Raw genomic sequence first — 15,472 nt, 5'->3', positions numbered from 1 at the left:
CATTATTCTTTGATAATTCATGAAATTATGTCTGATTTATGCAAGAAGAACAATATGAAAAAAATTGATTTTTTATATGAATCAATGAGTAAATGTCAATATGAGGAATTTAATAAGATGCGCCCATAGTTTTTATGGACAATTCAAGCGAAGAAGGACTCGCCGTCATATACAAGGGTATTTAAAGGAGGTAATACGATGCGTACCGCATTTATAGGTCTGGACTATATTATGGATATTATGCATCCGCAAGGCAAGATTGCACGTTCAGCTGCGCACGCTAAGGAGCGTGATGTAATTAAAAAAGTAAATAAAGCTCTTGAAATTGCAGAATTAAAAAAATGGATATCCATCATGGTGAAAGTGGGTTTTAGTGCACATTATGCGGAACAACCAAAGAATTCACCAATTTTTGGTAAGGTTCACGAATTGGATGCGCTAAAGCTTGGTTCTAAAGGAACAGAATTTCATCCTGAATTACAGATTGGCACTAGTTTAGTACTGATAAAACCTAGGGTGAGCGCATTTTATGGAACGGCCCTCGAAGCAGTGCTACGAGCAAATCAAATTGAACGCGTGATACTAGGGGGGGTAAGTACTTCCTGGGCAGTGCAAAGTACCGCTCGCGATGCCCATGACCGGGATTACAATGTGTGTATCGTAGAAGATATTTGTGCTGCTGCAAATCAGGAGGAACATCTATTTTCCATTCAATTATTGGAAAAAATAGCGCAAATTGTCACAGTAGATGAATTAAAAGGTCTCTAATGCATGTTATTTCTAAGACGATACAGGTGCTCAAAGATGAAATTCAGATTGGAGCTTTGCTGAGAGGGATCCTCGTATTGGTGCCCTTTGCCGTTATTTATCTGCATAACCATAACCCAATTTGGCTTCAAACCTCAGTATTAACTATGTCAACCCTTATTGTAGAAGAGCGTCTTGAATTGACTGCATTAGGAGTGTTACTTCATGGGTTTATCATCATTGTAATGTTTTATTTCCTTTTTTTAACCCAACCTATCCCTGTACTGTATATCGTCTCATGTACCCTCGCAGCTACGACAGTGATCTTGGTTACAATAAAGGGGGAGAAATTGCGTCCTTTAGGGAACTGGACTTTTATTCCTGCCATAATTCTTGCTACAGAGTTTGCTGCAGAAACTAATCCTACAGAAATGTTACATCGGGCTCCTCAATTTTTACCTTATCTATTGTTCGCATTAGTACCTACCGTATTGCTTGCTCAATTTGATGAAATGAGAACATACTACAAAAAGCGTGAGATTCATTACCATCCATTGCGATTAGGAAGGTTGAATGATTTCGGGGAGCAAAATCCTTATATTGAAAATATGATCGCTATGGCAATTGCTGTTTGTATTTCGACCTTTTTGGTTGAATATTTTCAAATGGACAATGGGCAGTGGATGATTTGGGGCACTGCCAGTGTCGTTACTGGTAATGTAACGACCTCTCCAAAAAAATTGAGTCAACGTATCATAGGGGTATCACTGGGTGTTCCATTAGGCATCTTATTCGGATTGATTCTCCCCAGCACCCCATTAGCCTTAACCCTTGCCATATGTGGCATTTTCTTAACTTTGGTTGCCTTTCGTCGTTATGTCATCGCTTATTCTTTTCGTTGTTTCTTTGTTGCAACCACAGTCATGTTGGTCACTCATTCGGCGAGTGTCGCATCGGAACGGTTGACGCATGTTATTCTGGGTGGACTCGTAGGATTCGGATCAGTTATATTCTGTCATCTGGCACAATCGCATTGGGTCAAGAAATAAAACGCAAATTTGGTTGAGTTTTGCGATCACTGCCTCTGCCGCTGTATTTTAGCAAATTTTTCTGTATTATTTTAAAAAATCTGCAATAGACCCTACAGGAGGTAACCATGCGTCGTATTGTTTCTTCACATTCTTTTAGCCGTGTTTTCTGGATCGTATTTATGATTCCGACGTTCTCACTGGCAGCTCAAAAATCTCATCTACGTGGGGAACGTTATTGTGAAATTATTGTTGCTAAAAGCATAAGTGATTATGCGGTATACAATACTATTGGTCTTAATGATTGCCCACAAAAAATTTGGGACAAAATAACTCCTGAAAGTGTAAAAAAAGAAACGGGATCTACCCATGTGCATTTAAATGGTCCTCGTTACTGGATGATAGATGGCATGCAAAACTCCAATTTAGTGAACACTCATGTAAAAACATTTAACGGATTAACGATGCGAGAAGCCGGTATACTCCATATTCCTTTAAAAGATTTATTATTAGAAGCCCCTTATCGGCCTCTAAAGGTTGCGCGCAAAACCACCTGGATCTACGAAGCTGGAAAACCTGTTTATGAACTTATCGATCCTAAGGGTCATGTGTTTGTTATGCAGTCTTATAGTGTTCAAAAAATGCCCCAAACAGAACAATCTCTTTCGCAATTGAGCACAAAATTGAAGTTACCTGCTAAATGGCAATTTAAAACCGGAACTCTTAAAAAAACAGAAACGGTCCAAGCGATTAAGGATATGGCTGTAGTCGTTCAGGATAATTTTTTAAACACGTACCAACAGGCCACTCATGATCTGTTGGTAGATAAAATAAATTCATGATTTATGGAGTTATTTTATAATCTAACTACATGTTCTAGAAGGATCTTGTTTTCTGGCCATCGTTTGCGGTGAGCCAGGAATTTTTTATTTAAACTCTAAACAGAAAACCGAGTTAGATAGTTACATAAGTCCCACCTTGAACTATTGCTCGGTAAATAATTCAGTAGTAGCGCGCTCTTGGTAATTGATCTACTTTATTTCCATACTAGAATTTCTGGTGACTTACGCGCCACTTCAGGCGTTTCAGCAGCCGGAATACCTACAATAATTGGCGCAATGGCTGTAATATCAGCGGGGAGATTCAGTTTTGTTTTCCACTCTGGAGTATTGAGTGTTGAAACAGCAAGACCAATAACACACGTACCCAACCCTTGAGCACACGCTGTCAGCATCAAGTTTTCAGCTGCTAACCAACAATCTGCCGCTACAAAAGGACCATGGTATTTACTGTAAATAACAATGAGTGTATTTGCATTATAAAATGCATGGAAATCAGGATTATTAACCAAATCTTGCAGATATTTCATCTGCATTTTAGAATAATTATGGGCTTCCGTATAAAGTAGGGATTTCACGATGTCTGATAAATGATTTAATATATCTTGATCTTGGATTATCACAAAGGACCAAGGCTCCTCATGCATAGCGGTAGGTGCTTGCACAGCAGCATCAAGCAATGAGTGAATGAGCGCTGGATCTAGTTTTTGCGGTTTATAATTACGTACAGCGCGACGCCTATAAATTGCATCAATTTCACTCATTAGGGCCTTTTCTTCCTTAAATTTTTTTGAAGTAGCCATAATCTTCTCCATATAAACCATAATATTAAATAATCCCTTTATGGTTCTTAAATTCTGGTTCATCTTCCTGCTTTGTCAAGTTCATAAGCTCACTCGATTAATATAAGTAGCCCGTTTAAGAGATTAACGGTATTTAAAATTTCGCTTATCATATAAATCATTCGATTGTATAATAAATGAATATTTTGTTTGTTTATAAGATTAAGCATGACCTTTGAAAAGTTAATTAAAATTGAACAGTTAAAACTGGATAAAATTAAAGAACCAAAACAACGCGATGAGATTTTAAAAACAATTCAAGAAAAATATATAAAAGAAATTAATCGTCTTATAGAACTATTAAACAAAAGCCAAGATGCTCAATCTAGTGAGCTATTAAAACAAATTAAAGAAACAGACAAACTCTTCTTTGAAATAAAAGGAATTCAAGTTACAAGTCACATCTTATTCAGTCGTCATGGAAAATGCACAAGTTGGGGGCAAAAGAAATTTGGTTTAAATCCCAATGCAGCGCTTTCTGAAGAAGCAATGAGAAATATGGAACGAACGAGTCAATCCACGGGCAATTTATTATTTTATTTTCCAAACGAGCTGCCCCTTTCAATTGGTGTTTCTCCACTCAATCGAGCACTACAAACCGCTGGATTGGTTATTCCTAAAGAAATTAAAAATGCAAAGATTGCTGTTCTTCCTTTTTTAGCGGAAAACAGTGATGCACCCTCTGGTTATGATGTTCGTTCTATAGCAGATATGCAGAAGTTATATAATCAGCTGTCTTTTTGGACAACTCCTATCAGAAAAATTCTTTTAAAACTTTCACTGTGGATTTTTAGTGATCAAGACTTTGACTTACTCAAGAAAAGGAGAAAAACTGCTGTTGAAAAAATCCAGGAGCATGGCAATAAGATTCTTCTCGAGGAGCGTGATGATGTGTATCAAGATTTGGATTATGCTGGGGACAAAATAGAAGATACTAAAATTTTTATTGAACGTGCAGCACATCAAGATTGTTGGTTGTTTGGACATGGAAAAAATTTCAAAGCCTTTTTTCAAACAGTTTTAGGTATTAGGTCCGATTTTGATTATGGTGAAACACGCCGGGTTTATAAGATAGAAGATAAGAATAATAAATCGTCACTCTTTGTTCCTCCCTATGTGATGTTCATTGATCAAGAAACAGGAAAAATAAAAGGAAAATATACAGGTATAATCGGTACTTCTTTGCAAAAGCAATCGGAAGCTCTGTCCGATGGAGAGATATATCCAGATGTATCTACGGCTATTGCCGGTCTAGGGATGCCGGTTTCAACACCCGAGTACTGGGAAGAACAATCTTGCCCTTCACCCAGTACGGAGGTATGTACTGATTTAAAAACACAACATCCGGAGAGTAAACCTTTAATAGTAAAAAACTTCTAATATGGACCACTTATGTTTTATACCAATTTTCTTATCAGATTTATGTACTGATAAAATGATGCTACAGTTCTCTAAGGCTTAGCTGAATGAAGGTGAATTTTGGATACCATGTATGATGCAATTATCTTTGATTTTGACGGGGTTATTTTAGACAGTGAACCTCTTCATTATGAAACATGTTGTGAGGTTCTTAAGCCACTAGGAATAAGCATAAGTTATTCTGAGTACGTTGAAAATTATTTGGGCCTAGCAGATAAAGAATTGTTCCCTAAGCTATTGCACAATGTGGGTATTCATAGGTCAAATGAAGAAATCAAACGTTTGATTCAGAAAAAAACTGAGCTTTACATCCATATTATTAATACCCGCGACTCTTTACCCCTAATTGTAGACTTTGAGCAATTTATTTTTAAAGTTGCTTCTAAAGTAAATAAAATTGCCATTTGTAGTGGATCCAGCCGTAGTGAAATAGCGGCAGTACTTTCTAGAGTAAGACAGGGTAAATTGCAGACTTATTTTGATTCAATTGTCACAACGGAGGATGTACAGAGCGGGAAGCCATCTCCTGAAGGCTATTTATTAGCAGCAACACGTCTCAATGTTCTCCCAGGACGTTGTTTAGTCATCGAAGACACCTTGCATGGAATAAAAGCAGCTAAAGCCGCTGGGATGCAGGTAATTGGTTTGACTACAACTTATGACCGAAATCATTTTTTAATTGCCGATCAAGTCGTTACAGGTTATCGACAGTTATTAGGAAGAGTCTGGTAACCGCTATTGATTGGCTAGCCAATCTTCATAGGTGAGAGCAAAACGAAAATGATCACACCATACGCCATTAATTTTTAAGTATCTTGGCGAGAACCCTTCTTTCAGAAAACCATTTTGAGTAGCTAAGTGGATGGATGCAGTATTTGTTGGTTGAATGTTCGCTTCAATCCGGTGTAGTTTTAGTTCGAGGAAAATTTCTTTTAAAACCAGTTTTAATGCCTGACTCATTAACCCTTGGCCTGCATAAGTTACGGATGCAAAATATCCCATATAGGCACTTTGAAATACCCCTTGAATTATTTCATTAATGTTGAAGACACCGATAATGTGTTCCTGTTGGTTTAATGCCAAAAAACATCGGTGCTCCTCATTCTGAAATTTGTGTAGGTAGGCTTGGAATTCCTCATGAGTTTGGGGGGCGATCACAAAAGGGTGGTGGAAATCCCGACTTTTTTTCATGGTCAATAGGAAATTTGTCTCATCATATTGAGTTAATTGACGCAAATGTATCGAATTTGTAGTGAGCATAAAGTAGAAGGCTTGAAAAAGAGGAAATTTTAGCACAGCTCCTATGCTGGGTAATACGCTGAATATTTACAAAAATTAAAGAACTCCTAATTTGAATCACTCTCTTTTTTGGGATAAGATTGCGCTAAAAAACAACAGCTAATAATTATTTTGTGATTAACGAAAGAAAATGAATTAAATTAAATTATGATGTACAGAGTATGCTTAGGCATTATGCTATTTTTTTTCTTAATTGGGAATTCAACGAGTATGACTATGGATATAGTAACTGTGGAGCAACCTGAATACCGTCAGGTGCTAAAGAATAAGGCCCATGAGGTTTTGTTTCCATTAAGTCAAGCAGACAAAGAGTTAATTGCTGCTATGAAAAGTAAATTATATGAACTAGGTGGGGTGGGTTTAGCAGCTCCCCAAGTTAACTTTCCGAGAAGAATCATTGCGGTATACATTCCAGAAGAGGCAACTTTATTAAGAGATAATGTTAATAAATTTTATCCTATGCATATAATGATTAATCCAAGCTATGAGCCCGCGTCAGATTCTGTAATGCATCACGATTTTGAAGGATGTTATTCTGTTTCTAGTAAATCCGGAAAGGTCCCGCGCTATGAGAAAATTATACTGAGCTATTATGATGAATCAGGCCAGTTTCATCAGAGTATAGAAGAAGGATTTTATGCTCGAGTTTTGCAGCATGAGATTGATCATTTAAATGGCTTTTTGATTCTCGATCGTCTTACTCCAGATTGTATCCAAGGTTCTCTTGAAGAAATGATGGCTTTAAGGAGAGAGTCTTTGTCTCCAGAAAAAAGAACTATCTTTGATCAGGTTATGGCACGTAAGACAAAAAAATAGCCCGCATTCACAGATTAAACTATCGCATTACTAGCAGGAGATTGAAAGTTGCTGTTTAATAGCTCTGCAAGATTTTGAGCCGTAAGCTGGGCTTTTGCTTGTTCATATCCTTCTTCAGTAATTTCGTTGTATTTTTTAAAATCCAAAATACCGTATTGGTCTAGTTTTAAAGTAATCCCATAATCTGCCATGGCCATCATTTTAGCAGTATTTTGATGGGAGCTGATGGTTAATAATCGCAACACCAACTCACCTAAATTAATAGGCAATATGGACTCTTTTCCCATAAATTTATTGTAAAGCAACTTCCAGCCTGAAAGTGAGTACGGTATAGGAGTTAATTTGAAGAAGTTATTATTATTTACATTGGAGGCAATAATCTTACTACTATGTGAATACTGTCTCATGATATCGATGGGTATATTATTTAATACACCGCCATCAATAAGCAACTTGTCATCAAATGATACGGGCGGATAAATAAAGGGTAGAGATATACTCGAACGAATCGATTCCCACAATCGCCCTCTATCATGAATATATAAATTTTTGCTGATTAAGTCTGTTGAGACACAAAAGTAGTTAAGCCATAAATCTTCGATTTGACTGTCCTCGCCATAGAGTTCTCTTAAGCTGTCTGTGGCTCTTCTGCCTGTGGCAATGGCAATATACGGGAAGGTAAAATCGATCTTGGCTCCTTTGATTAAATATTCTTCAACAAATTTTAAAAGCTCGCTAGAAGAATATCCCTTTGCTAAAACAGCGGCGAGCATGGCTCCCATGCTTGTTCCCGCGATGTAGTCCACCGGTATTCCTCGCTCTTCTAATAAGCGATAAACACCTATGTGCGCAAGTCCTCGCGCTCCACCTCCACTGAGGACTAAGGAAATGGTATTGTCAGTAAAAATTCGCATTAGGCGGGAAATTCCTTCATCTGTATTGCTTCGGACATGAAAATGACCATTAACGACGCGTTTTTCTAACCAGCTTTTTGTATTTTTGGGGGCATTTGCAGTTTGATGCAGAAGCACTAATACATTCCGTTTAATAAAATTATGTTGCATATTTAATACATAATCTTCTACTTCGGATAAGTCAGCATTATGTTCTTCTGCAAGGGCTAAATAAGCGAGCGAATCAGCTTGACGGACACAAAATTTAGTCCAATTGGTTATCGATTCGTCAGCTAGATAAAAAATAAAAGAATACTCCTTTTCAAGTTGGTTAATTAATAAAATTCCTTCATTACTCATATTCCCATTGTCATCCAAGAGACCTTGTCTTTTCTCTAAGCAACTACTGGTTAATAAAAGTATTTTTTCGCCGTAAGAAAAACGAAAAATCATTTCTTGCAATAGAAATTCTAGATCTTTTATTGGTCTTATAGGGATTAAAGCTATGGATTTATTACGTGAGGTGGCAGCGTGAATTCCCTGTAGCGAATTGGTTAATCGTTTTATGGTAAATTGGGTTATCTTATTGAGCAGCTCAGGATATCGTCTACATAGTTTTAAAAAATTTTCCTTCGATAATTTTAAAATGATGCTGTCGCGTAATGTATAAACATTGGCCGAGCGGGGCAAATCAGATAAAAGAGCCATTTCCCCGATGATGGCTCCTTCCTGTAACTCGCCTTGGAACGTCACATTACCTTCTGTATCCGTGATCTGATAGTAGAGACGGCCTTTTATTAAAATGTAAAGATCATTCGTGTTTTCCCCTTTTTGAATTAAAAGGGAATCAGCAGTTCGAGATTCTATTTCCAAAACTCGGGAAAGTTTTGAAAGACATGCTTCGCTCAGGAAACTAAAAGGTTCATATTGCTTAATAAATTCAAAAATTTCTTTGGGTGTGAACAGAGGTTGATTCATATTTTATTATTAATAGTCCTTTAATTATTCTTATTATAGACATGTTTTTAATTGCAAGGATGGAGGCTTTAAATAATAATCTTTAATTCAAGTTTAGAATTCTTTTATCAGGGAAAACAGGAGAAAGGAATCGTGTCTCATAATTACAGTGAGTTTGATGCCGATGCGAGATCTGGAACGGATTTGCGTATCGCAGTTCTGGGCATCTGTGTGCTCGCTTGTGCCTTATTTGCACTGACCATTTTTCTTGATGTTCAATCTCATAAAGGGTATATCAAATACCCAAGCTGGTTATCAATAGGTGATGTTGATGATGCCAGAGTGATGCTTGTTGCTATTATTGGTGCAGTGAGTACTGTTCTAGGACTTGTTTTTTCTGTCGTACTTCTGGTTTTATCCATGGCTTCAACTCAGTTTGGTCCACGTCTTCTACGTCGATTTATTATTGAGCAAAATGGACAAGGAACAATAGGCTTATTCTCCTCTACTTTTCTTTTTAGTTTATTTACCTTGGTTGTAGTGCGATATCAGGATGGGCACGAATTTGTACCTCACTTGACTACATTAACTGCCGTGTTAATGATGATCCTCTCATTTGCAGCATTAATTACCTTTAGCCAAAATATCCGTAAAGAGATCCAAACGGGAAATTTAATTGCTAAAGTTGATGAAGATTTGACTCGAGTAATTACTAATTATGTCGCATTGCGGAAGGAGCGAACCAAAGAAAGTGCGAATATCGCGCCAGAGGAGCACCCTGAGGTATTACGTAAACGCTCTTTGAATGAGAGTTATTCGGTTCTTGCGAGTAACCCAGGCTATTTGCAGTCAATTAATTACAGCAAGTTAATCAAAGCGGCAACCCGGGAAGATGCGGTAATTATTTTAAAAGTTCGTCCAGGTCATTTTATTATTACGGAGACAACTTTAGCTGATATTATTCCAAATGAAAAAGGTCCTATTTTAATAAAAACCATCCATGAGACTTTGCGCATCGGTCCGAATCGTACATTATCACAAGATCCTGAATTTGCTATGGCACAAATTGTTGAAATTGGTATTCGTGCATTGGGCGATGCAATTAATGATACTTTTACCGGGATTGCGTGTGTGGATTGGCTTACTAATAATATTAGTGTTTTAGTTGATCTGCCTGAAACTGGAGAATCCTGGCAAGATGGAGCAGGCCGTACTCGACTCATTGAAATGCCTGTAACATTTTCTCGTCTAGTGGGTGCAGCTTTTGATATGATTCGAGAGTCAGGTGGAAAAAATCCAGCAATTCTAATCCGAATGCTGCAAAATTTTACCCGCATTGCTCCTCACTTGCGCAGCGATAAGCAACGTGCTGCGATCATGCGTCAGGTAACAGCAATCAGGGAGTTTGTTGATTTACATCCTTTTACGCGCACTGATATGAAGGACATGATTGAAATTTATGATAAAGCCTGTGCTGCATTGAACTTTGCAATTTAATGAAAACCATTATTTTTCAATGCTGAACTTGACAAAAATTAATGTAAGTTCTTAAAATGCAAGTGGCTAAATTATATTTTGCCTATAGCTTATTTAACTAATCTAAAAGGAATTAAGTAAATGAACAAATTACAATTAACAGGCGTTGCTTTAGCAATTGGGGCTGCTTCAATGTTCGCTATTGCTCCTGCTTTTGCTGCTGATGATGCTTCTGCTGGTATGGTAAAATGCCAAGGTGGAAACACTTGCAAAGGACAAGGCGCTTGCAAAACTGCAGACAATGCTTGTAAAGGCCAAAATGCTTGCAAAGGCAAGGGAATGGCTGAAATGACTAAAGAAGACTGCCAAAAAGCTGGTGGTACTGTTGTTCAATAATTTCAATTGAGTTTCGCATTACTCAGGCGTGCAATGCATGCCTGGTTTCCTCTTCCCTCGGATTTTACCTATGGATAGCCTTAAATATACAGTGCCTAAGAAAATGCCTTTCTTAGGGTTTGGACTTGGATTACGACCCGACTATTATGAAGTAATCTTGGAGCAAAAACCTAATTTAGATTGGTTTGAGATACTCACTGAAAATTACATGGTTCCTGGTGGAAAACCACTTTATTATCTTGACCAAATTCGCGCCCACTATCCTGTTGTAATGCATGGTGTTTCTCTTTCCATAGGAAGTGCGGATCCGTTAGATAAATGCTATTTAAAACAATTAAAGGAACTTGCAACCCGAATCGAACCGGAATGGATTTCCGATCATCTATGCTGGACAGGAGTTAATGGAATTAATGCCCATGATTTGTTGCCTATTCCCTATACACGTGAAGCGGTAAACCATATTGTATCGCGAATTCAACAAGTACAAGATTTTCTAGGACGGTCCATTTTAATTGAAAACGTTTCCAGCTATCTTACCTACAAACAATCTGAGATGTACGAGTGGGAGTTTATTCTGGAAATTGTAAAACAAGCAGATTGTTATATATTATTAGACGTAAATAATATTTATGTTAGTTCTGTGAATCATCAGTTTAACCCCATGGATTACATTTGTGCGATGCCTCCCGAACGAGTTGCTCAAATACATTTAGCTGGTCATTCAAATCATGGTAATTACATTATTGATACGCATGATGCACCAGTAATTCAACCCGTATGGGATCTTTATGCTGCTACATTACAGCGCTTGGGGCCAATATCGTCGATGATTGAACGAGATGATAACATGCCTCCTTTTGGAGAATTGCTTGCGGAAATCAATCATGCAAGGCGAATCGCTGAATCAATCGTGCCCGAAGAGGTGCCAGCATGAGTGGACTTTTACAATTAGAAGAACAATTTCAAAAATTTCTCTTGTCAGGTCAGGCAGACATTCATGATTCTATTGTGGAAACTGAATCTGTTTCGGTAAATACTCGGTTAGACATTTATCGTGATGCGTACAGACTTCGACTTATTGAATGTTTAAGTATTAATTTCCCTGCTTTGTATGCTTATTTAGGAACTGAAGAATTTAATACGCTAGCCACTTATTATATAGATGCCCATCCTTCACCTTATCGATCTATTCGTTGGTATGGTGATGGATTATCTGAATTCATTAAACACAATTACTCACAATATCCCTATTTAGCAGAGCTTGCTGATTTTGAATGGAAAATGAACTGGGCATTTGATGCGGCTGATGAAGAAATTGTACGGGTTGAGGATATGGCTGTTATCCCTCCTGAAGCCTGGGCAAATCTACAATTTATACTTCATCCATCCCTACAAAAAACCAATTACTTATGGAATATAATTCCTCTTTGGCAGTCTCTAGTTCATGATAGGGATCTTCCTGAATTACAGCACAGTTCAGAATGCACAGCATGGGTCATCTGGCGTGCACCAGAATATAAGATTCAATTCTATAGTTTATCTCAAGAAGAGACTTGGGCTTTGGATGGTTTATCAAAAGGACTTTCTTTCGGTGCTCTTTGTGAAGGGTTATGTCAATGGATCCCACCTGAAGAAGTGGGTATGAAAGCCGCTTCTTATTTAAAGGGTTGGATTCAAAAGGGCATGCTTTCGCAATTGCTGATTGTAGAGTAGCCTACTTATTTCCAAAACAGAATACTTCCTATTGCGAGTTGATCGCTCTCGTAGCATAATATGTGAACATCTTGTATTCCTAGATGTGAAATCGGGGGGAGCAAAAATCAATGTCTATGAGTAAAACTGTAATTAGCAAGGAACAACCCAAGGCTAATCCCAGTCCCGAGGAGAACCTTACTATAGAGTTGCAAGAACGGATAATCGATAACCCTGCTAAAGGTAATTGTGGGTATTATGCTTTCGCAATTGGCTTAATTAACATTATTCAACAAGAAGGTAATGGAATAACATTTGAAAAATGGGTTAAATTAGATCCTTCTATAAGGGATTATTATAATGCCATATTTAAATTCGATTTGGACAAGCCCGATAATAAATTACTCGATGTATTGCAAAGAGCGTTAAGATTACTTACCTATAATTTACAGATCAAGGAATTACGTTGGGCATGCATACATGCAGAAAAAAATGATGAATATAGGGCATTGGTAGCAATAAGTACTTATAGGAAATTTGCTGAAATGTATCATGGGACTCATTTAGACCCACGTTTCAACCAATTTCTTTCATCCACCCCTATTAAAAAAGCGTTAGCAAAAATTAATGAATCCACCATTTTGGCGGAACATGAAGCTTTAGTATTGGTACCATTATTTATCTCATTGATTTATGGTGAAGAGGTCGCTCCAGAGACGATAACATCAGAAACCGAACCAAAATTGAATTCTCCTATAATTCAAGCATTACAAAACATCACTGAGGATTTTGTGTGGGCAACTCATTTGGAGCTGGATTATTTAGCGAATGCATTTGAAGTGAATCTACATACTCTGGAAAATGGGAGGCAGCGATATGACTACCAAGACATGCCCAATCGACATACACTTACGCTAAATAATCAGAATAATACTCATTGGACTACAAAAGTAACAATGATTAAATCATCAAAGCCCTCAACTCAAGCTAAGGATTCTTTAGGAAGCACTTCGTTCGGTTTAAGTAGCAAAAAAATAAACGCTCTGGATTTGGGAGCTCATCCCAAAAAACAAACTGAGAGAGAAACTGATTTCATAACATTAGAGGGTCTAGAAGAGGATTGGCAGAAAAAGAAAGCGGATGATCAAGAGAAAACTCCGCCGCTGCGCATGAATGTTGTAAAAAAACATAACAAAAAACCGAATAAATACCAGCAGTTTTCCGCTCAACATAATCTGTTTAGTCAACCCGAAGCAATACCTTTAGAATTGAAAACCTCAAAAGCGGAACAAAAAGAATTGGTTCAGTTAGTCCGTATAGTAAATAGATCGGTGCTGGACTATTGTTCTTACAGTGATGGGATTGTGTTTTCATTGTTTCATAGACATGGAAGTTCCGGGAGGAGAAGAGCTCGGAAATTTAATGGTGAATTTTGTAAGTTTGATTATGAGTTTTCTAAGGCTGGGGGTGAGTTTTTTTCTGAGATGTCCCTTGCTCAAGCAAAAACAATGCTCATTCATTATCTGAGTGATAGTAAAAACGGTAGAACTCATCCTCACTCATTTAGGACTATGCTCTTACATGAATTATTAACTAATCTGTTAAACTACAAGATCACTCTAAAAGAGGTTTCTAAAAATTATTCTAATCTGTTGGCGGCATTCCAAGAGTTTTTGATCCCTGATGTAGGTTACCAATATAATTGATTATGGTAACCTGAATGCGGATCCAGGTTACTTTTTATTTGCCCTAAGTTCGCTTTCGATTCAATAAAGTGAGAATAGGTGGTAATAAAGAAATAAAAATAATACTGTAAATTACTATCGAGAAATTTTCTTTTATGATGGGAATTGATCCTAGGAAATAACCTAAGCTTAATAGGCTCAGGATCCATGTAAAACCACTCACTAAATTGTAAAGGGTGAAATGAAGAACCCTCATCGAACCTATGCCCGCTACAAAAGGTGCAAAAGTACGTATGATGGGGAGGAAACGGGCAAAAATGATAGTTTTACCTCCATGTTTTTCATAAAACTCATGAGTTTCTTGTAAGTGTTTTTTATTAAGTAACCAGGATTTATCCGCAGCAAAAATTCGTGGTCCTAGTAAACGTCCAATCATAAAATTGAGTTGGTTTCCTAAAACTGAAGCAAGGAAAAGTAGGAAAAATAATATCGCTATATTCAATGGATTTCCGGCTTGGGCTGCAATACTTCCCGCCGCAAAAAGCAAGGAATCTCCAGGTAGAAAAGGTGTTACTATAAGTCCAGTCTCACAGAAAATCACTGCAAATAAAAGCAAATAGGTCCAAAATCCATAAGTTGATACTATGGTATTTAAATATACATCAACGTGAATTATGTAATCAAAAATAGAGTTCAAATGCATTTTATGTTGAAATTGGATTAAATAGGGTAAATATTTTTACACACTTATCTGTTAATTAATATAAATTTTATCTCTTAAGCATAAATTAGCTTTGTTATTCTTTTTTGAATACCCATTATAAGGAGTATGATGAACACTTTATTTCATCTTGCGTTTCCAGTGCATGACCTCGACTTGGCGAAACAGTTTTATCATCACCAATTAGGGTTTTCATTAGGGCGTGAATCGGAGCATGCATTGATTTTTGAGTTTGGCAACCACCAAATTGTAGCCCATAAAATTGACACTATTCTTCCTCCACAAGATAGCATCTATCCAAGACATTTTGGTTTAATTTTTCTGGAGCGATATGAATTTGATGACTTTGTGGAACACCTTAAAAAAAAGCAGATTTCTTTTGAGATTCCATTGAAAACACGTTTTAAAGGTACACGAATTGAACATCAATCTTTTTTCTTGAAAGATCCCAGCAATAATTTGTTGGAATTTAAATATTATCAATTTGGATCAGCAATTTTTGGTGAAAAGGATTTTACACGTATTGGCGAATCATCTCTCAGGAAATGAATAAACCGTAATTAAAAATCGCGGCTTAAGTGAAACGAAGTAGGGCTCGGTTTTTCCAGACCAGGAAATGTCCCCTGATTTTCGGCAAGGAAATGATTTATTACCCAAAATCT

At 37.2% G+C, this 15,472-nt stretch carries 16 protein-coding genes; 12 read left to right on the top strand and 4 right to left on the bottom strand.

Annotated features, from left to right (window positions below):
* Positions 1-198: 198 nt before the first annotated feature.
* The 3 genes from ACWTE2_RS27475 to ACWTE2_RS27465 all read left to right on the top strand — a co-directional run bounded on the left by ACWTE2_RS27475 (position 199) and on the right by ACWTE2_RS27465 (position 2,617).
* Complete coding sequence (locus tag ACWTE2_RS27475) at positions 199-768, top strand: cysteine hydrolase family protein (protein WP_454785268.1); 570 nt, start codon at positions 199-201, stop codon at positions 766-768.
* Complete coding sequence (locus tag ACWTE2_RS27470) at positions 768-1,796, top strand: FUSC family protein (protein WP_454785267.1); 1,029 nt, start codon at positions 768-770, stop codon at positions 1,794-1,796. Before ACWTE2_RS27475 ends, ACWTE2_RS27470 begins: the two co-directional genes overlap by 1 nt.
* Before the next feature lie 107 nt (positions 1,797-1,903).
* On the top strand, positions 1,904-2,617 hold the full coding sequence (locus ACWTE2_RS27465; protein WP_454785266.1) for a hypothetical protein: 714 nt from the start codon (positions 1,904-1,906) through the stop codon (positions 2,615-2,617).
* A 194-nt stretch (positions 2,618-2,811) separates the two neighbouring features.
* On the opposite strand, the gene ACWTE2_RS27460 is transcribed toward ACWTE2_RS27465, so the two are convergent.
* Positions 2,812-3,417: a nitroreductase family protein gene (locus tag ACWTE2_RS27460; RefSeq protein WP_454785265.1), complete on the bottom strand. Its 606-nt coding sequence runs from the start codon at positions 3,415-3,417 to the stop codon at positions 2,812-2,814.
* 207 nt (positions 3,418-3,624) lie between these two features.
* Between ACWTE2_RS27460 and ACWTE2_RS27455 the strand changes: the two genes are divergently transcribed.
* On the top strand, positions 3,625-4,836 hold the full coding sequence (locus ACWTE2_RS27455) for a histidine phosphatase family protein (RefSeq protein WP_454785264.1): 1,212 nt from the start codon (positions 3,625-3,627) through the stop codon (positions 4,834-4,836).
* Between the two features lie 108 nt (positions 4,837-4,944).
* Positions 4,945-5,607: an HAD family hydrolase gene (locus ACWTE2_RS27450; RefSeq protein WP_454785397.1), complete on the top strand. Its 663-nt coding sequence runs from the start codon at positions 4,945-4,947 to the stop codon at positions 5,605-5,607.
* A 3-nt stretch (positions 5,608-5,610) separates the two neighbouring features.
* On the opposite strand, the gene ACWTE2_RS27445 is transcribed toward ACWTE2_RS27450, so the two are convergent.
* A complete protein-coding gene (locus ACWTE2_RS27445) occupies positions 5,611-6,171 on the bottom strand; it encodes a GNAT family N-acetyltransferase (RefSeq protein WP_454785263.1) in 561 nt (186 codons plus the stop codon).
* Positions 6,172-6,384: 213 nt separating this feature from the next.
* On the opposite strand from ACWTE2_RS27445, the gene ACWTE2_RS27440 reads away from it, so the two are divergent.
* The gene (locus ACWTE2_RS27440; RefSeq protein WP_454785262.1) at positions 6,385-6,990 is read left to right on the top strand and encodes a peptide deformylase; all 606 of its coding nucleotides are present in this window, start codon (positions 6,385-6,387) and stop codon (positions 6,988-6,990) included.
* Between the two features lie 14 nt (positions 6,991-7,004).
* Here the strand turns inward: ACWTE2_RS27440 and ACWTE2_RS27435 are convergent, their stop codons facing one another.
* On the bottom strand, positions 7,005-8,861 hold the full coding sequence (locus ACWTE2_RS27435) for a cyclic nucleotide-binding and patatin-like phospholipase domain-containing protein (protein WP_454785261.1): 1,857 nt from the start codon (positions 8,859-8,861) through the stop codon (positions 7,005-7,007).
* A 132-nt stretch (positions 8,862-8,993) separates the two neighbouring features.
* On the opposite strand from ACWTE2_RS27435, the gene ACWTE2_RS27430 reads away from it, so the two are divergent.
* The 5 genes from ACWTE2_RS27430 (at position 8,994) to ACWTE2_RS27410 (ending at position 14,110) form a co-directional block, all read left to right on the top strand.
* Entirely contained in the window at positions 8,994-10,337 is a 1,344-nt protein-coding gene (locus ACWTE2_RS27430; protein WP_454785260.1) for a DUF2254 domain-containing protein, read from the top strand.
* A 120-nt stretch (positions 10,338-10,457) separates the two neighbouring features.
* Positions 10,458-10,712 (top strand): BufA2 family periplasmic bufferin-type metallophore, encoded by a 255-nt coding sequence (gene bufA2, locus ACWTE2_RS27425; protein ID WP_182392852.1) that lies wholly within the window; start codon positions 10,458-10,460, stop codon positions 10,710-10,712.
* A 70-nt stretch (positions 10,713-10,782) separates the two neighbouring features.
* Positions 10,783-11,646, top strand: a complete 864-nt coding sequence (gene bufB, locus ACWTE2_RS27420; protein ID WP_454785259.1) for an MNIO family bufferin maturase — start codon at positions 10,783-10,785, stop codon at positions 11,644-11,646.
* Entirely contained in the window at positions 11,643-12,425 is a 783-nt protein-coding gene (locus tag ACWTE2_RS27415) for an HvfC/BufC N-terminal domain-containing protein (RefSeq protein WP_454785258.1), read from the top strand. Before bufB ends, ACWTE2_RS27415 begins: the two co-directional genes overlap by 4 nt.
* 110 nt (positions 12,426-12,535) lie before the next feature.
* On the top strand, positions 12,536-14,110 hold the full coding sequence (locus ACWTE2_RS27410; protein ID WP_454785257.1) for a hypothetical protein: 1,575 nt from the start codon (positions 12,536-12,538) through the stop codon (positions 14,108-14,110).
* A gap of 43 nt (positions 14,111-14,153) precedes the next feature.
* Here the strand turns inward: ACWTE2_RS27410 and ACWTE2_RS27405 are convergent, their stop codons facing one another.
* Positions 14,154-14,792, bottom strand: coding sequence for a DedA family protein (locus ACWTE2_RS27405; RefSeq protein ID WP_454785256.1), 639 nt, complete (start codon positions 14,790-14,792; stop codon positions 14,154-14,156).
* A 126-nt stretch (positions 14,793-14,918) separates the two neighbouring features.
* Between ACWTE2_RS27405 and ACWTE2_RS27400 the strand changes: the two genes are divergently transcribed.
* Positions 14,919-15,359 carry a VOC family protein gene (locus ACWTE2_RS27400; RefSeq protein WP_483099547.1) on the top strand — a complete coding sequence of 147 codons (441 nt, stop codon included), beginning with the start codon at positions 14,919-14,921 and terminating at the stop codon, positions 15,357-15,359.
* Positions 15,360-15,472: the final 113 nt, after the last annotated feature.

Source organism: Legionella nigrisilvae, assembly GCF_977063395.2.
Note: the sequence above shows the minus strand (reverse complement) of the source record. Positions and strands in the feature narration are given on the sequence as shown.